This is a genomic window from Haloarcula salina, assembly GCF_049603855.1.
GTDB lineage: Archaea > Halobacteriota > Halobacteria > Halobacteriales > Haloarculaceae > Haloarcula > Haloarcula salina_A.
This window is the reverse complement of sequence record NZ_CP187146.1, coordinates 1,022,134-1,043,558: the sequence shown is the minus strand read 5'-3', so window position 1 is coordinate 1,043,558 and position 21,425 is coordinate 1,022,134. Positions and strand designations below refer to the sequence as shown.

Genomic DNA, 21,425 nt, shown 5'->3' with positions numbered 1-21,425 from the left:
TCAGGCGGTCGCCTTCGATAGCCAGTCCGGTTCCTCGACCGTCGTCTCGCCGACGTCGGAGACGGACAGCGTCAGCGTGACGGTGAACGGTCGGCCGTCTCGCTCCGTGGTGAGCGAGTACTGGAGCGAGCGGACGACACCGCGCTCGTCGACCAGCACCGCGGCGCTGACAGAGTCGGCCGACTCGCCCTCGGTGACGTTCGCGGCAACGGCCTCGTCGGCCGCGAATCCGGTGACGTTGCGCCCGGTGGCCTCGTAGCGGGAGACATCGTCGCCGCCGACGGTGTCCGTCCCGGCGTACGTCCAGTTGACGTCCGACCCGAGCGACTGCACCAGCGAGCGGTCGAGGACGCTGCTCGCGTTGACCGGGCGGACAGCGCCGTCGTACGGGGCAGTGTCATAACGGTAGTCGGTCGCCGTCCGGTCCGCCGTCGAGAGGACCCGACGCTCGGCCGTCGTCCCGTCCGCGGTGTAGGTCGTCGTCTCCAGTTCGGCCCCGTTCGCCCGGACTAGCGCGCCCGTGGCGAGCGCGCGGTCGTTCGCCCGGTCGACGGCAACGGTTCGGTTGACGAACACGGACCGGTTCTCGCCGTCGCGGACCGTCGAGAGCCGGAAGGACAGCGACGCCGTGAACGACTCGTTCGACAGCGTCTCGAAGTGGCCGGTCTCGATAGCCGCCGCGTCGAACCCACTGGTCCCCGGCGCGGGGCCGTTGCGGTCCGCCGGCGTCGCGGTGGACGCGCCGGCGTCTGTGCCGCCGAAGATGCCGCTACAGCCCGCCGTCAGAGTCAGCAGGACGACCAGGGCGAGCGAGGCGTGTTTTCGTTGGAGAGGCATACCTGAGCCACTTTATACACACAGTAGTGCGTTGTGGCCGATTCGTTGTCACGTTCGGGCGCGACACACCGCGCTCTTTTAGTCGGAGAACCCCCGACGCTGAGACATGAGCAAGGTCAACATCGGGCTTCGGGGGTGGCGCTTCGACGAGGACGTGCTGGGCTCGGACGGGCGGGTCCGCCCGCTCAAGACGATGGAGCCCGACACGCGACAGCGGCTCCTGGTGCTCGCCGACAGAGTCGTCGACCCGTGTGACGCCTGCTGGCTGATCCACGGCGACGACGACATCTCCCAGTGCAACGTCGCCGAGGTCATCTACGGCGAGCCGATGGGCGAGGTCGTCCTCTGTTCGGCCCACGAGCCGGACTTCCTCTACTGGTTCCGGGAGGCCGGCGGCGACGCCTACGCCGGCGAGGCCGACCTTCAGTCCGCGTTCCACGAGTGGTTCGCCGAGGGCAACCGGGCCCCGGAGGGCTACGAGGGGCTGGAACACGTCGAGGAGGACCCGACCGCGCTCCCCGATGCACCCGACCCGGACGAGGCGATTCCGGGCCTCGAAGAGGAGGTCGAGGCGATGGACCAGGACGAGATCGACGCGCTGGACCTCGATCTGAGCGACCTCGACGTATGATTTCGGTGGCCGTCGTCGACGCCGAGACGCCGGGGAACGTCGGCACCATCGCCCGCTCGATGAAGAACTTCGGCCTCTCGGAGTTGCTGCTGGTCGACCCGCCCGAACTCGACCCCGACGGCGAGGCCTACGGCTTCGCCGGCCAGGCCCGCGAGGACATCCTCCCGAACGCGGAGACCGTGACGTTCGACCACCTCGTCGAGAACTACCACACCGTCGCCTGCACGGCGACGACCAACGAGGACCCGGCGAACCACGTCCGCTACCCGGCGACGACACCAGCCGATCTGGCGGACTCGCTCCGCGGCGTCGACGGCGACATCTGCGTCGTGTTCGGCCGCGAGCGGGTCGGCCTGACGAACGACGAACTCTCGCGCCTCGACGTGATCTGCTCGATTCCGGCCAGCGAGTCCTACCCCGTCCTGAACCTCGGACAGGCGGCGACCATCGTCCTCTACGAACTCCGGGACCTGACCGTCGCGTCCGACCAGCATCCAGACGACCTCCACGCGCTCGCCGAGAAGCCGGCCGTCGAGGGACTGCACGAGGAGTTCGGGCGGTTCCTCACGGCCATCGGCCACCCCGAGGAGAAGCGGCCGAAGGCCCGTCGGCTGTTCCGACGAGTGCTGGGCCGCGCGCAGCCGACCGGACGTGAGACCAAGACGCTTCGGGGAATCTTCCGGCGGGCCAGACAGGGTATCGAACGGCGCGAGGACTGAGAGGGGCGGCGGCGCTGGGCGCGTCGACCGAACCGGCGTCTGTCAGCCCCCGTCGTCGCGCTCGAACAGCGAGGCCATCACCGTGTCGTGTGCCTTCCGTAACCGGTAGTGCAGCGTCGGGGCCGAGATGCCGAGCGTCTCCGCCAGTTCCTCGGCGGAGCTCTCGCGCGGCCAGTCGTAGTAGCCCCTGGCGTAGGCGGTCTGGAGCGCCGTCGCCTGTTTCGGCGTCAATTTCTCGCGTACCTGCGTCTGGAAGTCGGAGACCGTCGTCACCGGCTGGTCGAGGTACTGCTTGCTCCGCAGTTCGACCGTGGGTTCGATCTCGCGGATCGCCTCGACGACGGCACGCACGTCGGTCTCCGGGGCGATCTCCGCCGAGAACAGTAGGTCGCCACTATCCGCGACCGCCCGCGTGACCGCCCCTCCGTAGTCACTGAGCACGTCGAGCGGTGACGCCTCGACGGTGCCGAACGTGACTTCGAGCAGCGACGATCGGTCCTCGGTCGCCTCCTGGACGATGGTACAGCCCTCTACCCTGCCCGCGGCAGCCAGTGCCCGACACACCGCCACAGGGTCGGCCTCGTGGACGCGGACGTAATTGAGCCGGGTCCCGTCGCTAGTCGGGACGCGGCGTTCGAGATCGAGGAGGCAGTCGAACTCCGCCGAGACGTCGGCGTAGACGGAGGTCGAGTCCGTGATGCGGAACTCGAGTTCGATAGCCGTCGCCGACAGCAGCGAGCGCTGGCTGTTGACCCGCTGGATGGCGAGCGCGATCACCTGTCCGAGGTCGTCGAGGATGTCTGCCTCCCGCTCGCCGATGGCGTCGCCGACGGGGGCGTAGACCAGCAGCACGCCGAAAGTCGTCTCGCCCGTGGTCAGCGGCACGGCGGCCACCGCCGAGCGCTCCCGGACGAGCGGGACGTCCGTCTCGGCCGTCGACCGTCGTGCGACGGCAGTGAGGTCGTCGACCACTACCACCTCGTCGGTCGCCAGTGCGTCCGTCGCGAGGCGGTGTTCGTGTACCGACACCGTCTCCAGGGTGTCGTCGGGGACGCCGGCTGCCGCGACCGGTTCGACCGTCGACTCGCTCTCGCGGATCCCGACCCACACCGCTCGGTAGAGATCCGACCTGGTGAGGTGAGCGCACACCGCCGACTCGATGGCCTCGCGCGTGGTCGCCCCCTGGAGCGCCTTCATGATCTCGCGGCCCAGGGCGTTGAGTCGCTGGAGTTGCTCGAGTTCGTCGCGCTGGCGTTCGAGGGCCGCCTGCCGCTCCCTGTACTCCGTGATTTCGCGGGCGACGACGATTGCGGCGTCCGGGTCGTACTCGCCGGTGTCGAGCGGTGCGACGCGGGCCTCGAACCACAGCTCGCCGGCCGGCGCGTCGAGCCGGTACTCGACGGACTGGAACGCCCCCGAAGAGATCGAGTCGCGGACGGTCGACAGCAGCGAGTCGGCGGTCGCGCCGGGGAGCACGTCGTGGAGCGTCTGCCCGACCAGCGAGTCTGCGTCTTCGACGATCCGATCGAGCGCCTCGGGAGCGGTCAGGCAGTCGAGGTATCGTCCCTCCGCGTCGACGACGAAACTGGGATCGGGAAACGCGGTGTTCAGGGCCTCGAGCTGGTCGGCGCGTCGTCGGCTTTCGAGTTCGTAGCTCGCCCAGTCGGCGAAGATCCTGACGAAGGTGAGGTCCCACTGGGTGTACTCGCGAGCGGCCGGGTCCTGGCCGTAGAAACAGAACGTCCCGTACACGTCTCCGTCGACGACGACCGGTGCGCCGACGTAGTTCGCGATGCCCCACTCCGGGTCTTCGAGCGTCGGGGCCTGGGCGGCAACGTCGCTGAGCGCGAGCGGTTCGCGGTGGTCGACGACGTGCTGACACACCGGAAGCGAGTCCGTGAGCGTGGTCTCGCCGGGTTCCAGATCGACGCCGGGCGGGGCCGCGACCGCCTCGAAGACGTACTCGTCGCCGTGGACGTGCGAGAGCGTCCCGAAGTCCGTCCCCAGAACCTCGCATCCGAGTTCCAGTAGCGCGTCGACCTGTTCTGCGAACGTCCGGTCAGAGTCGGTACAGATGTCGTGGGCCCGCCGGAGCGCCTCCTCCCGCGCTTTGCGTTGGGTGATGTCGACGTGGGCGACGGCGACGAACCGCACTCCCTCGACGGTGAACGGGGCCGCTCGGAGGAGGTACCACCGGCCGGACGAGGGGGAGTGCCGGGGGTACGCGAGTTCGAACTGCGAGCGCTCGCCCTCGAGTACCGCCCGGAGCCCCTCGGACACCTGTCCGGCGTGGTCGTCGTCAGCAGCGGCCGCGACCTCGCGGTACGCCGCGCCCAGCGCGTCCGAATCGGCCGGCCGGTCGTCCGACCCGGCGAACTCCCGCCACGCCCGGTTGGCCGCGAGGACCGTCTCCTCGCGGTCGAGGACCGCGAACGGAATCGGGAGCGCCTCTATGGCCGGACCCAGGAGCGACCACTCGTCGTGTCCGTCGGCCACGCTCGGAGCCATGAGGTTGCTGTGGGGCCGAATCACTTAGTCTCGGCAGTTTCGTTAGATTACCAACAGTATCTGCCGCGAAGCGACCGCTCGTCCGAAGCGCCGCGCTTCTCTCGGTTTCGGCGCCCGCGGGGGCGACGGGTGTCTGCGAGCGTGTGGCCCTGAAACAGCATGGACTGCGCCGGTCGAGAGAGCGCAGTTCTAGGGACCTAGAGAGAGTGTTTAGGCGTCTAACAGTTGAATCAGAATCAAGAACCACACGGAATCGAACTATGCCACCAGACACCTACCTTCCACACGTCGAACTGTACGTCCGGTCGCTCTCCCCCGGGGGCGTGTCGCAGCAGCAGGACCACATCATCGGGCAGTTACAGGCTCTCGAGAACGACGGGCGTATCGCCGACCTGTCGATTTACGTCTGGGGCGACCGCCTCGCACCGGACACCGCCCACCTGACCGAACACGGGGAGTTCCTGCTCGACAGGCTCACCGCCTTCGAGCGCTGGGAGCGGGAGTCGGGCGCGTCGCTCGACGCCTTCGGCTGGCGGGACAGTTCGACGACGATGGCGTCTGATCGGGTGATCGACGTGATCTCGCTCCCGCTGATGGGGCTCGCCGAGTTCGTCGACGGAGAACTGCGCCACGTCGCGCCGTGTACGCGCGACGGAACCGTCCAGTGCGTCCGGGATCGCGTTGCCGCGCTCTCCGCGCCGACGCCGTCGAGCGAGCGCGAGGCAGAGAGTGAGCGCGCACCCGTTATCCAAGGAGACCGATGACCGAACGAACGACGCTGTCGGCGCGAACGCGACTGGCCGAGGCGGAGACGCACCTCCGTCGCGCCAGAGAGGAACTCGACGGCGGTGACGACGCCCTGCTCGCGCTCGTCGACGAAACCCTCCGAGACGTAGCGACGCTCAGGGACATGCTCGAAGCTGAACGCGCCGAGGCGAGATGGGCCGACGACCCGCAGGCACTCACACAATGACTGTCAGGAACCAGCAAGAACAGACGGAGTCCGAACCGCTCAGCGTCGACAAACGATTGTCGCTCCTCTCCTCACGCCTCCGTCGCTACCTCCTCTATACGCTCTCGACGTATTCGACACCCGTCCCGCTGCCGGAAATCGCCGACGCGGTCACGACGCTGGAACACGGCACGCCGGCCGAGGAGTACCCGGACGAGCGCCTCGCGATCTACACCTCGCTGTATCACAATCACCTGCCCCAGTTGGCCGACGCTGGCGTCGTCCGCTACGAGCAGTCGGACGACTCGGTGGAACTGGGACCGAACGCGGGCGAACTGGTGCCACTACTCGAACTGACGATCACGCACGATCGCCCGGCAGAGAACGGGGGGCTACGCGAGCCGGACCTCGAATCGCTCTCGTAGTCAGGCCCGCTTCTGGATCTCCGAGCGCAGCACGTCGCTGACCACGTCGCCGTCGGCCTTGCCGCGGAGCGCGCCCATGCACTCGCCCATCAGCGCCGAGAACGCGCCCATGCCCTCCTCGGCGACCTGGTCCTCGTGGCGCTCGACGACCTCAGCGACGGCCTCCTGGACAGCCGCCTCGTCGACGCCGCCGAGGTCCTCCTGTTCGACCGCCTCCTCGGCCGAGAGCGACGGGTCCTCGGCGAGCGCCGTCAGCAGGTCTTCGATGCCTTCCCGGGGCACGTCCCCGCCGTCGACCAGCAGAATCGCCGCTCGAAGGTGGTCGTCGGTGAGGTTCTCGACGGGCACGTCGTCGCGGCGGAGTTCGGTCAGCGTCGATTCCAGCGTGCCGGCGGCCAGCGTCGGGTCGACGCCGTCCGCGACCAGCGCCTCGAACAGCGGCCACCGCTGGCCGTAGGCGACCTGGTCGGCGAGCCCCGAGCCGAGGTCGAACTCGGACTGGTAGCGCTCGACCTTCTCGGTGAGCAGTTCCGGCGTCTCCACCTCGGTCACGTCTGGCTCGACCGGTGGCACGTCCGTCTCGGGGTACATCCGAGCCGCGCCCGGGAGCGGGCGGAGGTACCGCGACGTGGCGTCCTCGTTGGCGTCGCGAGTCTCCTCCGGAACGCCGTCGAGGGCGGTCTCCGCACGCTCGGCGACGGCCTCGATGGCGAGTTCGGCGGTCTCGGGGTCGTCGGCCACCAGCGCGACGGCGTCTTCTGGACCGGCGTCGACCGCGTCCCGCAGGACCTCGACCTCGGCCTCGGTGACCCCGTAGGCCGGTAGCTCGTCGGTGTGGAAGATGCCGCCCGCGCCGTGGCGCTTGGCGTGGTCCGACAGTTCCGTCCCGAGCCGGCGGTCCGGCTGGATCTCGCGACCGACGAGGCCGTCGAAGCCCGCCAGGCGGAGCGCCTGTACCCGACCGCCGCTGTCGAGCGCGCCGCCGATGACGCCCGAGTCCGTGCCCTCGAACACCTCGGTCACGTCCCGGGGCTCGCCGACGCTGGCGTCGCGCTCGCCGAGTTCCTCGGCGATGTCGAGCAGTTCGACCTGCCGACGGACCTCGTTGCGGACCAGGTCGTCGATGTCGTCGAGGCTCTGGACCCCCTTCAGTTCGATGCGCGCGCCCTCGGCGATGGAGACGTTCACGTCCTGGCGGATGGTCCCGAGACCGCGCTTGACCTTGCCCGTCGAGCGCAGCAGCATGCCGATTCGCTCGGCGGCCTCGCGGGCCTGCTCGGGCGAACTGATGTCGGGCTTGGTCCCGATCTCGACCAGCGGGATGCCCAGCCGGTCGAGCGAGAACCGCACGCCGTCGTCGGTCTCCGCGACGCGCTGGCAGGACTCCTCCTCTAAGAGCATGTCTTCGACGCCGACCGCGCCGTCGCTCGTCTCGATCTCGCCGTCGTTGGCGACCAGCATCGACCGCTGGAACCCCGTGGTGTTCGAGCCGTCGACGACGATCTTCCGCATGACGTTGACCTGGTCGACGACGTTCATGTCCAGCAACTGGGCGATCTCCAGAGTCGTCTCCGTCGCCTCGCGGTCGACGCGGTGGGGCGGCTCGTCGTCCTCTTCGACGAGGCAGGTGGTGTCGTAGGCCAGGTACTCGAACTCCCGGTCGACCATGCTCTCCTCCAGGGCGGCCTCGTCGATCTCGCCCAGTTCGCTCTTGGTCGGGTGGAGATAGCGGGTGAACGACCGCTCGGACTCCTCGGGCTCGCGAAGCTGCGTCGGGCAGTCACAGAACAGCTTCGTGTCGGTGTCGAGCTGCTGGTGGATCTCCAGGCCGGCCACCAGTCCCAGATCCTCGTAGTCGAAGTCGGCGGCAGTCATTGTCGGATGGTCCGGGACCGGGGGCCAAAAAACGCTCCCTTCCGCCGCCTCGGCACTGTCCTTTTGCGTCTTTGCCCCACATAACCGGTATGCGCTGGCTGTCGGCGGCGCTGCTCGCCTGCCTCCTGACGACGGCCGGCTGTAGCGCGCTGGTCGGGCCCGACCAGGCCGAACAGACGACCGTCACGCCGGCCCCGGTTCCGACGGCGGGAGCCTCCGAGGCGGACCCCCCGCCGGGCGTCACGCGCGACGGCCTCCACAGCGTGTCGCGCCTGTCGGTCGCCCACCGTGCGGCGCTGGAAAACACGTCGTACACGCTCAGAGAGGAGTATCGAGCGTTCGGAATCGACGACGACGGCTCCGAATCCGCCAGGCGGGCCGCCACGATCGCCGTCGCCTCGCCCACCCGGTATCGCGACGAGATGGTCCAAATGCGCACCACCGCGAACGGGACCGTCGTCCGCTTCGAGCAGTCGACGTACGCGGACGGGACGCGCTGGTACGAGCGCCGCGACGACGGCACCGTCGAGTACCGGCACGGACGCCTGGAGTTCACTCGGGACAAGTTCGCCGCCCGGACGGCGTTCTACCTGGGGCGATACGGCGTCGTCGACCAGAGCGAGACGACGGTCGTCGTCAGGAACGGGACGCGGTTGTATCGGATTCGCGGGACCGGCGGCGAAGTGCCGTCGACGGAGCGTCTGGAGCGGTACCGTATCGAACTCCTGGTCGGTCCTGACGGACTGGTCCGCCGCTTCGAGGTCCGCTACCGGACCGAGTCCGACGTCGTGAGCTACCGATTCCGGTACGAGGACGTCGGTGAGACGACCGTTCCCAGGCCGGCGTGGCTCGAAAACGCGACGAACGAGTCGGGGTCACCAATCGGCGAGACACCGGCGGGACGGCCCACGGGCGGCGCGTGAAACGGCTGTTACAGCATGTCCACGTCGGACCGGACTGTCTTCGTTCCCGACGTGCTCCCGGCCCGGTCGTCGTAGTACTTCCGGCCGATGAACGGGTCGCCGAGATTACCGACCAGGGACGTGTAGAGGTCCTCCGGCGTGCGATACGTGGTCTCGTCGGTCAGCGCCAGTATCTCGCGAACCGTGACCGAATCGCCCGTCTGCGAGGTCAGTTCTACGTCCCCGAGCTGTCGGACGACCGTGTCGTGGTCGGCGGGGAACTCACACGCCTGTTCGAACAACTGATGAGTCTCGGAGTAGCGCATCGGTGTCTGCACGGAGACATTCATAATAAAAGAATGTTATGAATGTTGACGAACCAGTCACGTGGCCGTCAGCACGTCCCTGTCGACGCCCCGCCGGCTGCGCCCCCTCAAGAGAGTCGCGTGACCAATTCCGTGACTCGCCCGCCGGGGTACTCCACCTCGTCCACTTCCTGTTCGACCACGTCGCCGGCGACGCCCGCGACGTTCCCGAGCGGAATCACGCGCTCGCCGCCGTCGCCGTCGGCGACCGCCCAGACCACGTTGCCCATGATCTTCGCCGTCTCGCACTCGATTCTGGATTCGTCACCCATCGGACTGTCGAGGAACACTGTCGCTCCCATTGTATGTGATACTTTGGCATAGAGGGGCATAATCGATTTGGGAGTCGTCTGCTGGCTGGCGAGACTGCGGCACCCGTGCGACGAGAAGGGGTCAGTCAGTGACGCTGTCGATTCGAAATCACTGCGCTCTCACGGGTCACTATCGCTCCCGCTCGCCATAACCGAGGGCCGCTCTCCGGTCACACCTTCCGCGGCTCACGGCTTCGCCGTTCGCCATAATCGAGGGCCCTCACTTCGTTCGGCCCCTCGCTACTCCCCGAGAATCCCCCGCTCCGTCATCTTCGCGGGGTCCAGCACCTCGTCAACCTCGTCCTCGTCCAGATAGCCCTCTTCGAGGACGACCTCGCGGATGGTCTTGTCCTCGGCGAGGGCCTTCTTGGCGACCTTGCTGGCCTTGTCGTAGCCGATGGCGGGGTTGAGCGCCGTCGCGAGCGCCATGCTCTGCTGGACCCGCTCGGCGCAGTGTTCCGCGTCGGCTTCGAGCTTCGCGACGAACTTCTCGCCGAACACCTCGCTCCCGTTGGCGATGAGGCGCGCGGACTGCAGGAAGTTCGAGGCGAGAACGGGCTTGTAGAGGTTCAGGTCGATCTGGCCCTCGGCCGCGCCGGCCGAGACGGCGGCGTCGTTGCCGACGACCTGCTTGTGGACCTGATTGACCGCTTCGGCGACGACGGGGTTGATCTTCCCGGGCATGATCGACGAACCGGGCTGGTTCTCCGGTTGGTCGATCTCGCCGAGGCCGTTGCGCGGGCCGGAGGCGAGCAGGCGGAGGTCGTTGGCGATCTTGTTCAGCGACCCGGCGACGGTCCGAAGCGCGCCGTGGGCTTCCGACATCGCGTCGTGGGCGGCCTGGGCCTCGAAGTGGTTGTCGGCCTCGCGGAACTCGATGCCCGTCTCCTCGCTGATGTACTCCGCGGCCTTCGCGGGGAAGTCGGGGTGGGTGTTCAGTCCGGTCCCGACGGCGGTGCCGCCAAGCGCGAGTTCGGCGAGACGGCCGTGGGTGTCCTGCACGCGGGAGATGCCCTTCTCGACCTGCGTGCGGTAGCCAGAGAACTCCTGACCGAGCGTCACCGGCGTCGCGTCCTGGAGGTGCGTGCGGCCGGTCTTGACCACGTCGGCGAACTCGTCTTCTTTGGCTTCGAGTTCGTCGCGCAACGTCTTCAGGCCGGGGATGACGTCCTTCTCGACCGCTTCGAGGGAGGCGACGTGCATCGCCGTCGGGATCACGTCGTTGCTCGACTGGCCGAAGTTGACGTGGTCGTTCGGGTGGATCTCCCGGGTCCCGATCTCACCGCCGTACAGCTCAGTCGCGCGGTTCGAGATGACCTCGTTGGCGTTCATGTTCGAGGACGTGCCCGACCCGGTCTGGAACACGTCGACGGGGAACTGGTCGTCGTGCTCGCCGGCGATGACCTCGTCGGCGGCCTCGACGATGCAGTCTGCCTTGTCCTCGGGAATCGTCCCGAAGTCGCGGTTGGCCTGTGCGGCGGCCTTCTTGACGACCCCGAGCGCGCGCACGAACCGCCGCCCGAATGTCACGTCGCTGATGGGGAAGTTCTCGACGGCGCGCTGGGTCTGGGCACCCCAGTACGCGTCGGCTGGTACCTGCATTTCACCGAGGCTGTCCCGCTCCGTCCGGTACTCGTCGGTCATACGTGCGGGGGGTCGACCCCGTGGTCGTAAAACCCATCGGTACGTGATGGCACGGTCCGGTCGACCGACACTCGCCGACTGCGCCAACTCGGGGAATCGCCGGCCAGAACCCCCGTGACCTCAATAAACGTGTGTTATCATTCGGAAATGTTAAGTAGAATCTCTCTCCACTTATCATGAGTTCGACGCTACAACGACGTTGGTGACTGACGGCCCCGCTCGGTCCATAGGTACAGACACCTACCCGGACGGGCGGGACAGACCGGACGTCGACGGACGACGCGCACGAATGCAGGCTCCGCAATCGGCAGACGGCCGCGCTGCTCGCTGTCGCACACGCTCGACGGAATGGCACACCCGTCGACGACGCGACCGACGCGGTCCGATCGACGGTCTGTCTCGGTGTGACAGGTCGTCGAACATCGACCGTACCGATCTCGCGGCGAGCCACGGACGACGCGTCCGTCGACCGACGGACGGCGAACTCACGTCGGCGAACGACTGACACAACCATGCGCGAGATACTCAGCAGACTCCGCGCCGCCGGAGGGGGACTCCGGGCGGCGATATCGAGAGACGAATCGAACGGAGACCAACTGGCAACAGACGGCGGAGCGACGGTACAGCGGGCTGGGGACGACACGCTTCGGAAGTCGCTCCCGGTCGAGTGGGAACTCGTCGAGTCGGCCCCGTTCTGGCTGCCGCCGGTCCTGCTCGCGGGCTTTTTCGTCTACGGCGCCATCGCCTGGAACTTCCTGTTGTCGCTGACGGACTACAACGGACTGGGCGGGGCGACGTACGCGAACTTCGATTTCAGCATGTACGCCCGCATGCTGAACGACGGGGCGTTCTGGCACGCGGCCCAGAACACGGTCGTGTTACTGGTCGTGTTCACCGTCCTCTGTCTGGCGCTCGGATTGCTGGTGGCGATTCTCATCGACCAGAACATCCGCTTCGAGAACTCCTTCCGGACGATCTACCTGCTCCCGATGAGCCTCTCGTTCGTCGTCACCGCGACGATGTGGGCCTGGGTGTACAACGCCCGCAGCGGGGTGTTCAATCAGCTCCTCCGACTGTTCAACTTAGAGGGGCTGCTGGTCGGACTGCTGCGCCCGGCCGCGGTCAACGCCGAGGTCATCCAGTGGCTCTCCTGGAACACCACCGCCCTCGCCGCGGTCATCTTCGCGCTCATCTGGCAGTTCAGCGGCTACGCGATGGTCGTGTTCCTCGCGGGACTGCGCGCGATTCCCCAGGAGCACTACGAGGCCGCGCGCGTCGACGGGGCCACGACCGTCCGAATGTACATGCGCGTCATCATCCCCCAGCTCCGGGCCTCCGCAGTGTCGGCGTCCGTGGTGCTGATGGTGTTCGCGCTGAAGGCCTTCGACTTCATCTACGCGCTGCGGGGCTCCCAGCCGGGGGCCAACATGGACATCCTCGCGACGATGATGTACCGGGTCGCATTCGACAGCCTGCAATGGGCGTACGGCTCGGCCATCGCCATCGTGCTGTTCGTCCTCGCGTTGCTGGTGATCGGACCGTACCTCTACAGCGAGTACCGGCGAGGTGAACTATGAGTATCCGAAACCGCGACTACGTCGAAGAGCTCCGCAACATGGACAACAGCCGCATCGGGCTGTACGCCGTGTTGCTGTTCGGCATCGTCTTCTACCTCTTCCCGGTCGAGACGGCCGTGATGACGATGTTCAAGACGCAGGGCGAGTTCGCGCGGACGCTCCCGTTCGCGCCGCCGAGCGGCGACGGCTTCACGCTGTCGGCGCTCGCCACCGCCTGGAACACGCTCAGGCCCGGCCTGATGAACTCACTGCTGATGGCGATTCCGGCGACGATCATGTCGGCGCTGCTCGGCAGCCTGACCGCGTACGGACTGACGACGATTAGCTGGCGCGGACAGGTCGGCGTCGTCGTCCTCATCATCGCCGGCATCTTCATCCCGTACCAGGCCGTGCTGGTCCCGCTGGCGCAGTTCTGGTACCAGATCCTGCCGGGACTGCTCAACGGCTTCGTCAACACCGTCTTCGGCTTCATCACGGGCGGAAACTGGACGTACCCGAGCCGCAACGGCTACGTCCAGCTCATGCAGCTGTCCATCACCCACGCCGCGTACGGAATTCCGATCTGTACGCTGCTGTTCCGGTCGTACTACCAGGCCATCTCCGACGAGATGATCGAGGCCGCCCGCCTCGACGGCGCGAGCGCGTTCAGCATCTACCGCAACATCATCCTGCCGCTGTCGCTGCCGATGTTCGCGGTGACGCTCATCTACCAGTTCACGCAGGTGTACAACGACCTGCTGTTCGCGCTCGTGCTCGTCAACGAGCCGGCGGCACAGGTCGCGACCCAGCGACTCGCCGCCCTGACCGGCGGGGTCGTCCAGTCGTTCAACACCACGATGGCGGGGGCAATCGTCGCGGCGTTCCCGACGCTGCTCGTGTACATCGTGTTCGGCGAACAGTTCGCGAAAGGTGTCGCAGGCGAAAACTGAGGAGATTCACAATGGCACAACTCACTCTCGACAACGTAACGAAGACGTTCCAGGACGACGACGGCGAGATCATCGCTGTCGACGAGGTATCGGTCGATATCGAAGACGGCGAGTTCCTCTGTGTCGTCGGCCCGTCGGGCTGTGGCAAGTCGACGACGCTGCGCATGATCGCCGGGCTCGAAGACATCACCAGCGGCGAGATCCGACTGGGCGGCCAGATCATCAACGACCAGCCGCCGGCCCGCCGGAACGTGGCGATGGTGTTCCAGTCCTACGCGCTGTACCCACACATGTCTGTGCGGGAGAACATGGCGTTCGGGCTGGAGGAGTCCACGGACATGCCCGATTCGGAGATCGACGAACGGGTCGAGGAAGCGACGAAGATGCTCGGCATCTTCGAACTCATCGACCGCAAGCCCGGGGAGCTCTCGGGCGGCCAGCAACAGCGCGTCGCGCTCGGCCGCGCCATCGTCCGTGACCCCGAAGTGTTCCTGATGGACGAGCCGCTGGCCAACCTCGACGCCAAGCTCAAGGCCGAGATGCGGACCGAGCTCCAGCACCTCCAGGAGGACCTCGACGTGACGACGGTGTACGTCACGCACGACCAGACGGAGGCGATGACGATGTCCGACCGCATCGCCATCCTCAACGACGGCGTCCTCCAGCAGTGCGCCACGCCCCTCGAGTGCTACCACAAGCCGAACAATCTCTTCGTCGCCGGCTTCATCGGCGAGCCCTCGATGAACTTCTTCTCGACGACGCGAGAGGGGTCGACGCTGCGCGCCGACCGCTTCGAGTACGAACTCGGCGACGAGACTGTCGCCGCGGTGAACGACGCGACCGACATCACGCTCGGTATCCGCCCCGAGGACATCGAACTCGCGGAGTCGACCGCCGCCCCGAACACCTTCGAAGCGGTGGTCGACGTGGTCGAGCCCCGTGGGAACGAGAACACGGCCCACCTGCAGTTCGACGCGGACGCCGACGAGCAGTTCACCATGACCGTCGACGGCATGACGAGCCTCAAATCCGGCCAGCGGATCTCTGTCACATTCCCCGAGAAGGCGATCCACCTCTTCGACACCGCGAGCGGAGAGGCGATCCGAAACCGAAAGCTCGACGACATCGAAACCGTCGAATCGGTCGTCTGAAGCCCCACTCCAGCCCATTTTTGCCGTTTTAGTCTGAGAGCATGGCACAGCGGTCGCTCCGTGGACCGGATCCGTGTCGAACCGGGAACAGCATTTATCAGCTTCCTGGGTGACACAGACACACATGGACGAGAACAATCCGTTCAAACCGGCGTTCGAACTCCAGCGCCAGACGATCGAGGGCGGTCGGCAGGCGATATCGACCGGGCTCGCCTTCCAGCAGCAGCTCAACCGCGCACTGCTGCAGGGGATGGAACACGGCGCGGAGCTGAACGAGCAGGGGGCCGAGACGACACGGGAGACGATGCACCGGACGCTCGATGCCATCGAGTCGGCCGTCCCCGGAGCGTCGACCGGTCTCGACCAGGTGCGCCAGGCGATAGACGACCAGTTCGACGCGGCGAACGAGGCCGGCCAGCAGGCAATCGAAGCCGCCGACCAGGGCGTCGAGGGGTTCGAGGACGCGTCGGAAACCTATCTGGAGACGGTCGAAGAACAGACCGAGATGCTACTGTCGGCCCACGAGGACTTCGAGTCACAGACGATGTCGTTCGTCGAGGAGACCGAAGCGCAACTCGACGAGCTACAGTCGGCGAGCGAAGGGCAACTGGACGAACAGATCGAGCGGCTGCAAGACCAGATGCAGCGACTGCGCGACCAACTGGAGCACGAGACCGAGTAACTTCGGGGGTACCGGAAGACAGGCGCGTGTGGGCTCAGGCCCAGCGGTCGAGTCCCGTCTGGACGACGGACTCCTCGATGCGCTCGAACCCGCGGGCCACCTCGTCTGCGTCGACCTCCCACTGCTCGGTGACGAACGCGCGAGCGGCGTCGAGGTCCGGCTCGATATCGTCCGGTATCTCGTAGTCGTCGGTGACCGCCGGGTCGAGGAACAGGTCGCGGATGCGGTCGGCGTGGTCGATGTGCTCGCCGCGGGCTTCGAGTACCGCGTAGAGGTCACCGTGCTCGTGAAGCGCCGAGACGGCGGTCTTCGGACCGATGCCGGAGATTCCCTCGTTGAAGTCGGTCCCCATCAGGATGGCGGCGTCGACGAGCTGTTCCCAGGTGAGGTCGTGGCGTTCGAGCGTCGCCTCGAAGTCCATCAGTTCGGGGTCTCCCTTCGACGTGAGTTGACGGAGCGTCAGCGGCGCACCGAAGAGCAGTGCGTCGTAGTCCTCCGTGCCGACGTAGTCCACGTCGCCGCGGCGGGCCATCACCGACGCCTGGCCCTCGCCCTCGGCCGGCGCGTCGACCACCGGCACGTCGAGCAGAGAGAGCAGTTCGCGGGTCGTGTCGACGATGGTGTCGGTCAGGCGCTGAGTCCGGGAGTCCAGTTTCGCGACGCGGGTGGCGTCGCCGGCCTCGCGGGCGTCTTCGAGTTCCGACTCGTACTTCTCGCGCTGGGCACGGCGCTTTTCCACCTCGTCGTCCTTGAGGTCGGTCACCGCGCCGTCGAAGACGAACACCGGCGTCAGGTCGTGCTCGAAGAACTTCGGGAGGCCCTGGACGACGCCGATGAGGTTCGCGACCTCCTCGCCGTCAGCGGTGGTGTACTTCGCGTCGCTGGTGAACTTCACCGTCGTCGTGAGGTACCGATAGAGCCAGTTGTGGGCGTCGACGGCGACGACGCTCCCGTCGAGGTCGCCGAACGACACGTCTTCGAGCGCCGCGAGCGAGCGGAGGTCTGCGTTTCCCATTGGCAGTCCTTGGGGGAACAGCGGTTTGAATCTCCCGGAGCGGGGCAGCTCACTCGGCGGCGGAGGTCGGCCGTTCGGTCCAGGTATCGAGGACCGGCGGGGGGTCGGCTTCGGCTTTCGCCGCCAGGAACGACTCCTCGTCCGCCGAGAGGTCGCGCTCGCGGAACAGGTCCAGGCCGGCCTGGTACCGCGCCGCGCTCCGGTCGCCGGGCCAGACCAGGTCGAGTTCGGCCAGCCCCGACTCCGCGCCGCTGAAACAGAAGCCAGCCCGGTAGGCGGCCTGGTACGAGAAGGGGTTGTTGACGCCGATAGAGACGCGTTCGAAGCCCTTCTCGGCCGCTCGCTCGCGAACGAACCGGAGCAGCCGGGGACCGAGGCCCTCGCCCTGCCGGTCCCGGCGGACGGTGATGTAGCGGACGCAGAGCGTGTCCGGGTCCGTCCGGTCCGCGTCGAAGGCCGCAGCCGCAACGACGCCGTCGTCGCCCGCGACGGCCTTGCCGGTCGAGGTCATCACGAACTTGCCCGCGTAGGCGAATTGCTCGTGGTCGAGCCGGAGCCGATGACCGTCCTCGGGCCAGCCCAGCAGCGAGAACTCCATGCCCCGATTTCGGCCCCGCGGCCTCTAAGCCGTGGTGGTCTCGGCCACCCAGCTATAACTCCGTTCGCCGTGATGGGCGGGGTATGAGCGGCGACGTGAGCGCGTTCGATCGGTTCGCCACGGCGTACGACCTCGTGATGCCGCCCGCGCGGGCCGGGAAGCTCCGGGCCGGGCTGGCCGTCGCCGAGCGAGAGGTCACACGGATCGTCGACATCGGCGGCGGGTCGGGACGGGCGGTCAGGCGGCTGGACGTACCGGAGCGGATCGTGGTCGACGCGGCCCCGGGAATGCTCCGACGGGCGCGCGGGCACGGGCTGGACGCCGTGGCCGGCGACGCGATCAGGCTCCCGCTGTGCCCGAACTCGGTCGACGCGGCCATCATCGTCGACGCGCTACACCACATGCCCGACGTGGACGCGGTGTTTCGCGCAGCCGCCTCGGTCGTCCGGCCGGGCGGCGTGCTCGTGGTGCGGGAGTTCGACCCGACGACGCTGCTTGGCCGGTTTCTGGTCGCCTCCGAGCACCTGGTCGGCTTCGAGTCCGAGTTCTATACGCCGGACGAACTGGTCGCTCGCCTCGCGGACGCCGGATTCACCGGGAGCGTCGTCGAGCGAGGCTTCGGCTACACGGTCGCGGGAGTCGTCGATTCCGAGGGAGCAAAGTACCCCGACGGCCAAGAGCGAGTATGAGCGTCTCGACGGTCGGGAACGGTCGCGTCGAACTGTCCGGTCGGACCGCGCTGCTGGCCGTCGGTGACCTGCTGGCCATCGGCGTGTTCGTCGCCGTCGGCGAGTTCACCCACGGTATCAATCCGTTTCTCAACCCGGGGCGGTTCGCCGGCACGCTGACACCGTTCCTCGTCGGCTGGGCCCTCGTGGCGGCGATCGGTGGCCTGTACACGAGCGACGGCATCGGAACGTTCCGTGCGGCCGTCGCCAAAACGTTCGTCGGCTGGATACTCGCGGTCGGCATCGCACAGGCGCTTCGCGCGACCGAGCTGTTCCCCGGTAACGCCGCGCTGACGTTCGCACTGGTCTCGGTTCTCGTCGGTGGGACGCTGCTCGTGTGCTGGCGCAGCGTCGCAGCGACGCTTCTGCACCGATAAGTCGACAGGAAAGAGAGTTCGGGTGCGGTGACGGCCTACCCGTCCGCCCCGCATCGCAGACGAAGGCTTACCGAAGCTCCGATACTTCGAGCGAGACTGTCGACTGAATCCACGCCTGGTGGTTCTCCCGATCGTAGATGACGAATTCCTCGTCCCCGATGTTGAGTTCGGCGTACTGTCGTGCTTGCTCGTCCGTCGTGTTGTCCGTAGCGTTCGTACTCATTGTCTCGGATGGAGGTCGGCTGTGCCTTCTGTCTCCGATTACGGGTATCCCATCGCACGTAATAAGCACACGGACCCAGTTATCACGATAGAGAACAGGTGGGTTAGAAACCACCCAGTCGCCGAAATCCAGTTCTCAAAATTCATAAATAGTGACTAACAGACCGCTACCCCTTGGTCTCGCTCGCCATCAGACACAACGGCCATGTCTGTTGGTAACGGTGGCCATATAATTACGTACAGAATATTCGCGGAGTACGCGTCGACTGGATTTCGTGACGAACGAGGTACAAACCACTCGAATTCCTGATGTCTTGTGACTACTCCACAAGAATTTTTGTATATATACTTTGGGGCAATATCCAACTCATAAGTTATGGGTTGGATTCGCTGGGGGTTCAGAGCAAATTTGAGAAGGCCATTCAATGTATTATCCGAGAAAACGGGGAAAGGTTAATAACAGACTACCCCGTAGTATTATCTATACTTATGACGGGTTACTACGACGTTGTTCTGGGGCTCATCCCGCTCGCAATGGCAGGAATCACCGGCTCGCTGTTCGCAGCGGGCTTCGAACTGACGACCGCGATCCCGATGGCCTCCGTCGTCGCCGTCGGCCTCATCGGTCACGCGATGTTCGTCCGCGCTCCCGTGGACCCGACGCCGACCGACGCGGGGACCCAGCGGAACGCACAGTCTGAACCGATCCAGACCGCCGACTAGCGTCCGGTCGAACCCGTCTCTCTCCCACGATCACTTCTCCGGCAAGCGCCAGCGCCGTCACCGCTGTTAAGGGCGCGTCGGTCGAAGAGGCGGGTATGACATCCGACGCGACAGCGCTGTTTCTCCGGAGCGACGAAGTCTCCGACCTCGCCGAGCCCGCCGAGTACGTCGACGCGGTCCGCGCGGGCTACCGCGAGCGGGGCGAGGGCGCGCCCGCGACTCCAAGGACGACGCTGTTCTCCGACGATCCCGCGGGGATGCTGACGGGCTATCTGGCGATCCTGCCCGAGACTGGTGCGATGGGCGGCTACACCTACGCGGCGGGCTTCGGCGAGCGTGACGCTCACTTCTCGCTGCCGATCTTCGACTCCCAGAGCGGAGCGCCCCTCGCCGTCCTCGACGGCGCGAGCATGAATCCCCACAAGACCGGGGCCGCGGGGGCCGTCGGCGTCGACGCGCTCGCCCGCCGCGACGCGAGCGACCTGGCCGTCATCGGGAGCGGCGCACAGGCCCGCGGGCAGGTCCGGGCGACGGCGACCGTTCGCTCGTTCGACCGCGTCGAGGTGTACTCGCCGACCGCGGAACACCGCGAGGCGTTCGCCGCTGAGATGAACGACGCCCTCGACGCCACCGTCGCGGCCGTCGCCTCCTCGGCCGCGGCGATCGAGGGAGCGGACGTGGTCATCACCGCGACGGACGCCAGCGAACCGGTGTTCGACGGCGACCTGCTCGAAGACGGGACCCACGTGACCGCGATGGGGCAGTATCACCCCGAGAAGCACGAGCTCGACGCGACCACCATCGAGCGCGCGAAGTACGTTCCCGACCTCCGCGAGCGCGTCGCAAACGATGCCGGGTCGTTCCTCAACGCACTCGACGAGGGCGTCGTCGACGAGGACCACGTCCACGCCGAACTGGGCGACGTCGTCGCCGGAACCGCCCCCGGCCGGGAGTCGCCCGACGAGATCACGGTCTTCGACTCCGGCGGCACGGCAATCGAGACGGTCGCCGCCGGGTACATGCTGTACGAGCGGGCGAAGTCCGAGGGACGCGGCGAAGAAATCGAGTTCGCACCGGCGAGCGAGGCCCTGACCGGCCGCTAGAGGTACGGTGCGAGTCCGAGCGCGTCGACGAGGCCCATCCCCGCGACCAGTGCGCCGAGTACGTACCCCGCGATGGTCCCGCCGTTGAGCAGCGGGAGCCCAGCGTGTGCGCGCCCCTTCAAAACCATCCAGAGGAGGACCGCCAGCCCGAGGTAGGTCCCGACCATCGCGGTGACGGCCGGCAGCGGCACGCCGAGGACAGTCCCGATTCCTGACGGCGCGAAGAACGCCGCGCTCGCGACCAGCACGGACGGGATGATGGCGTCGCCGAGGCCGATGAACAGCGCGTCGCGGTCGAGCGGATCGGCGTGGTCGTCCGTATCGGCCTCGTCGTCGGACGTCTCCGTCGGCTGATTCTCGTCGCCGACTGCAGCCTCGCCGTCAGCAGCTGTCTCCCCCTCGTCTTCGTCCTCGGCGGTCGGATCGGGCATCGTCGCGTCGAGGTACGAGTACGACAGGGAAAGTGGGATGACGAGCACGACGGGGACCTTGAGGTCCATCACGCCGGAAGCGAGCGTCAGCATGTGTTCGGTGCCGTAGACGCTGATGGCGTCGTACACCGCGAGGATGGTCAGCAGGACGAGCGCCGGCAGGATGCCGAAGCTGATGCCGAACAGTCCGGCGGCGGCAGCCCCCATCACCGCGCCGGACGCGTCGATGACGTACCACTCGGGGTAGAGCAACAGCGCCGCACCGAGGCCGAGCGCGAGGGCGACAGCGACGACGTTGAGTCCGGCGTAGGTCAGGACCGGCGGGACGAGCACCTGGAACACGTACAGCGAGAGCCAGGTGGCCGAAAAGACGATGAGGCCGCGGATAAGCTGGTCCACGTCGTAACGGAAGGCGAGCAGCATGACGGCTGTGGCGGCGAGAATCGCGCCGACGTACATGAGGCTGTTCGTCGGGTCCGAGGGATCCTCGACCGCCTGGTAGCCGGCCGAGTCGAACGGCTGGACGAGCGCCAGCGCGCCGAGCTGGACGAACAGAAAGATGCCAGCGATGAGTCCACAGCCACCGACGAGTCGCCACCGTCTCTCCATGCACACACGTCCGACAGGGACTGGTTTGAGGGTTACGGAGCCGCTCCGAACGATGGGTGAAACAGCCAGACGGCGACAGGATCAGACGGGGCCGATCGAAGCCGCCCGGCG

General features: G+C 66.9%; 24 protein-coding genes. 14 read left to right on the top strand and 10 right to left on the bottom strand.

All coding sequences use genetic code 11. The annotated features are described in order from the left end of the window. Complete coding sequence (locus ACOZ4I_RS05395; RefSeq protein WP_424003788.1) at window positions 1-837, bottom strand: DUF7537 family lipoprotein; 837 nt, start codon at window positions 835-837, stop codon at window positions 1-3. A gap of 106 nt (window positions 838-943) precedes the next feature. Between ACOZ4I_RS05395 and ACOZ4I_RS05390 the strand changes: the two genes are divergently transcribed. Beyond that, window positions 944-1,468: a hypothetical protein gene (locus ACOZ4I_RS05390; RefSeq protein ID WP_424003786.1), complete on the top strand. Its 525-nt coding sequence runs from the start codon at window positions 944-946 to the stop codon at window positions 1,466-1,468. Then, window positions 1,465-2,187: an RNA methyltransferase gene (locus ACOZ4I_RS05385; protein ID WP_424003784.1), complete on the top strand. Its 723-nt coding sequence runs from the start codon at window positions 1,465-1,467 to the stop codon at window positions 2,185-2,187. The genes ACOZ4I_RS05390 and ACOZ4I_RS05385 overlap by 4 nt, the downstream gene beginning before the upstream one ends. A gap of 42 nt (window positions 2,188-2,229) precedes the next feature. Here the strand turns inward: ACOZ4I_RS05385 and ACOZ4I_RS05380 are convergent, their stop codons facing one another. Continuing rightward, entirely contained in the window at window positions 2,230-4,695 is a 2,466-nt protein-coding gene (locus ACOZ4I_RS05380) for a bacterio-opsin activator domain-containing protein (RefSeq protein WP_424003782.1), read from the bottom strand. 260 nt (window positions 4,696-4,955) lie between these two features. On the opposite strand from ACOZ4I_RS05380, the gene ACOZ4I_RS05375 reads away from it, so the two are divergent. The 3 genes from ACOZ4I_RS05375 to ACOZ4I_RS05365 are packed head-to-tail and all read left to right on the top strand — an operon-like array spanning window position 4,956 to window position 6,072. Continuing rightward, complete coding sequence (locus ACOZ4I_RS05375) at window positions 4,956-5,459, top strand: HTH domain-containing protein (protein WP_424003780.1); 504 nt, start codon at window positions 4,956-4,958, stop codon at window positions 5,457-5,459. Further along, entirely contained in the window at window positions 5,456-5,668 is a 213-nt protein-coding gene (locus tag ACOZ4I_RS05370; RefSeq protein ID WP_424003778.1) for a hypothetical protein, read from the top strand. The genes ACOZ4I_RS05375 and ACOZ4I_RS05370 overlap by 4 nt, the downstream gene beginning before the upstream one ends. Beyond that, complete coding sequence (locus ACOZ4I_RS05365) at window positions 5,665-6,072, top strand: DUF7344 domain-containing protein (protein ID WP_424003776.1); 408 nt, start codon at window positions 5,665-5,667, stop codon at window positions 6,070-6,072. Before ACOZ4I_RS05370 ends, ACOZ4I_RS05365 begins: the two co-directional genes overlap by 4 nt. Here ACOZ4I_RS05365 and gatE read toward each other — a convergent pair whose 3' ends face one another. Next, entirely contained in the window at window positions 6,073-7,947 is a 1,875-nt protein-coding gene (gene gatE, locus ACOZ4I_RS05360) for a Glu-tRNA(Gln) amidotransferase subunit GatE (protein ID WP_424003775.1), read from the bottom strand. It lies immediately after the preceding gene. Between the two features lie 89 nt (window positions 7,948-8,036). Between gatE and ACOZ4I_RS05355 the strand changes: the two genes are divergently transcribed. Beyond that, complete coding sequence (locus ACOZ4I_RS05355) at window positions 8,037-8,870, top strand: DUF7537 family lipoprotein (protein WP_424003773.1); 834 nt, start codon at window positions 8,037-8,039, stop codon at window positions 8,868-8,870. 8 nt (window positions 8,871-8,878) lie between these two features. Here ACOZ4I_RS05355 and ACOZ4I_RS05350 read toward each other — a convergent pair whose 3' ends face one another. The 3 genes from ACOZ4I_RS05350 to ACOZ4I_RS05340 all read right to left on the bottom strand — a co-directional run bounded on the left by ACOZ4I_RS05350 (window position 8,879) and on the right by ACOZ4I_RS05340 (window position 11,169). Next, window positions 8,879-9,187: a hypothetical protein gene (locus ACOZ4I_RS05350; protein WP_424003771.1), complete on the bottom strand. Its 309-nt coding sequence runs from the start codon at window positions 9,185-9,187 to the stop codon at window positions 8,879-8,881. Window positions 9,188-9,282: 95 nt separating this feature from the next. Further along, on the bottom strand, window positions 9,283-9,516 hold the full coding sequence (locus ACOZ4I_RS05345) for a hypothetical protein (RefSeq protein WP_162411739.1): 234 nt from the start codon (window positions 9,514-9,516) through the stop codon (window positions 9,283-9,285). A gap of 249 nt (window positions 9,517-9,765) precedes the next feature. Continuing rightward, entirely contained in the window at window positions 9,766-11,169 is a 1,404-nt protein-coding gene (locus tag ACOZ4I_RS05340; RefSeq protein WP_424003768.1) for a class II fumarate hydratase, read from the bottom strand. Window positions 11,170-11,681: 512 nt separating this feature from the next. Between ACOZ4I_RS05340 and ACOZ4I_RS05335 the strand changes: the two genes are divergently transcribed. The 4 genes from ACOZ4I_RS05335 (at window position 11,682) to ACOZ4I_RS05320 (ending at window position 15,508) form a co-directional block, all read left to right on the top strand. Beyond that, window positions 11,682-12,746 (top strand): carbohydrate ABC transporter permease, encoded by a 1,065-nt coding sequence (locus tag ACOZ4I_RS05335; RefSeq protein WP_424003766.1) that lies wholly within the window; start codon window positions 11,682-11,684, stop codon window positions 12,744-12,746. Then, a complete protein-coding gene (locus ACOZ4I_RS05330) occupies window positions 12,743-13,675 on the top strand; it encodes a carbohydrate ABC transporter permease (protein WP_424003764.1) in 933 nt (310 codons plus the stop codon). The genes ACOZ4I_RS05335 and ACOZ4I_RS05330 overlap by 4 nt, the downstream gene beginning before the upstream one ends. A gap of 11 nt (window positions 13,676-13,686) precedes the next feature. Next, window positions 13,687-14,826 (top strand): ABC transporter ATP-binding protein, encoded by a 1,140-nt coding sequence (locus tag ACOZ4I_RS05325; protein ID WP_424003762.1) that lies wholly within the window; start codon window positions 13,687-13,689, stop codon window positions 14,824-14,826. Window positions 14,827-14,950: 124 nt separating this feature from the next. Then, the gene (locus ACOZ4I_RS05320) at window positions 14,951-15,508 is read left to right on the top strand and encodes a hypothetical protein (RefSeq protein ID WP_424003760.1); all 558 of its coding nucleotides are present in this window, start codon (window positions 14,951-14,953) and stop codon (window positions 15,506-15,508) included. 34 nt (window positions 15,509-15,542) lie between these two features. Here ACOZ4I_RS05320 and fen read toward each other — a convergent pair whose 3' ends face one another. Both fen and ACOZ4I_RS05310 read right to left on the bottom strand, forming a co-directional pair. After that, window positions 15,543-16,523 (bottom strand): flap endonuclease-1, encoded by a 981-nt coding sequence (gene fen, locus ACOZ4I_RS05315; protein ID WP_424003758.1) that lies wholly within the window; start codon window positions 16,521-16,523, stop codon window positions 15,543-15,545. Between the two features lie 49 nt (window positions 16,524-16,572). Further along, window positions 16,573-17,121, bottom strand: a complete 549-nt coding sequence (locus ACOZ4I_RS05310; RefSeq protein ID WP_424003756.1) for a GNAT family N-acetyltransferase — start codon at window positions 17,119-17,121, stop codon at window positions 16,573-16,575. A gap of 83 nt (window positions 17,122-17,204) precedes the next feature. Here ACOZ4I_RS05310 and ACOZ4I_RS05305 point away from each other — a divergent pair, with 83 nt between their 5' ends. Together ACOZ4I_RS05305 and ACOZ4I_RS05300 are read left to right on the top strand one after the other, a co-directional pair. Then, complete coding sequence (locus ACOZ4I_RS05305; RefSeq protein WP_424003754.1) at window positions 17,205-17,810, top strand: class I SAM-dependent methyltransferase; 606 nt, start codon at window positions 17,205-17,207, stop codon at window positions 17,808-17,810. Next, the gene (locus ACOZ4I_RS05300; protein ID WP_424003752.1) at window positions 17,807-18,226 is read left to right on the top strand and encodes a DUF3054 domain-containing protein; all 420 of its coding nucleotides are present in this window, start codon (window positions 17,807-17,809) and stop codon (window positions 18,224-18,226) included. The genes ACOZ4I_RS05305 and ACOZ4I_RS05300 overlap by 4 nt, the downstream gene beginning before the upstream one ends. Window positions 18,227-18,293: 67 nt before the next feature. On the opposite strand, the gene ACOZ4I_RS05295 is transcribed toward ACOZ4I_RS05300, so the two are convergent. Then, window positions 18,294-18,449 carry a DUF7331 family protein gene (locus ACOZ4I_RS05295; protein WP_424003750.1) on the bottom strand — a complete coding sequence of 52 codons (156 nt, stop codon included), beginning with the start codon at window positions 18,447-18,449 and terminating at the stop codon, window positions 18,294-18,296. A 488-nt stretch (window positions 18,450-18,937) separates the two neighbouring features. Between ACOZ4I_RS05295 and ACOZ4I_RS05290 the strand changes: the two genes are divergently transcribed. Both ACOZ4I_RS05290 and ACOZ4I_RS05285 read left to right on the top strand, forming a co-directional pair. Continuing rightward, entirely contained in the window at window positions 18,938-19,171 is a 234-nt protein-coding gene (locus tag ACOZ4I_RS05290; RefSeq protein WP_424003748.1) for a hypothetical protein, read from the top strand. Window positions 19,172-19,266: 95 nt separating this feature from the next. Further along, window positions 19,267-20,274, top strand: a complete 1,008-nt coding sequence (locus ACOZ4I_RS05285) for an ornithine cyclodeaminase family protein (protein WP_424003746.1) — start codon at window positions 19,267-19,269, stop codon at window positions 20,272-20,274. Here the strand turns inward: ACOZ4I_RS05285 and ACOZ4I_RS05280 are convergent. Next, complete coding sequence (locus ACOZ4I_RS05280; RefSeq protein ID WP_424003744.1) at window positions 20,271-21,314, bottom strand: presenilin family intramembrane aspartyl protease PSH; 1,044 nt, start codon at window positions 21,312-21,314, stop codon at window positions 20,271-20,273. The genes ACOZ4I_RS05285 and ACOZ4I_RS05280 overlap by 4 nt on opposite strands. Window positions 21,315-21,425 lie beyond the last annotated feature (111 nt).